Source organism: Yersinia sp. 1252 StPb PI (genome assembly GCF_048593885.1).
In the GTDB taxonomy this organism is placed as follows: Bacteria; Pseudomonadota; Gammaproteobacteria; order Enterobacterales; family Enterobacteriaceae; genus Yersinia; species Yersinia enterocolitica_E.
In genome coordinates, this window is record NZ_JAZGQE010000549.1 from 1 (window position 1) to 316 (window position 316).

A 316-nucleotide genomic window follows, 5' to 3' on the forward strand; every position below is an offset into this window, starting at 1 on the left:
CTGAAAAATTAGATGAATACATTAGAAGAGGTATTGATCGCTCAAAAAACAATCTGGTTATACAACATTACTATCTGACGTACGGTAATGCAGCATTATCTATTTAGTGAGTCAAAATCATAAAACAACTCTGTCTTACATACATTTTTACTGTTGTTTATGATTTCATTTTTACACGATGTTAGTGAAATAGTAGAGTGAAGTTCACTCAAAGAGATATAAAGATAGGGGTAAACTTGGCAAGATGATAGAGTGCCTTCTAAAAAAACATCTATATCGGGGATGATTGAATTCATATCATTACTATTATCATAAT

The 316-nt window shown here is 30.4% G+C and carries 1 pseudogene; it reads right to left on the reverse strand.

What is annotated here, in order from left to right:
- Window positions 1–95 precede the first annotated feature (95 nt).
- Window positions 96–316, reverse strand: a pseudogene (locus V2A85_RS24700) (hypothetical protein); the annotation flags it as partial.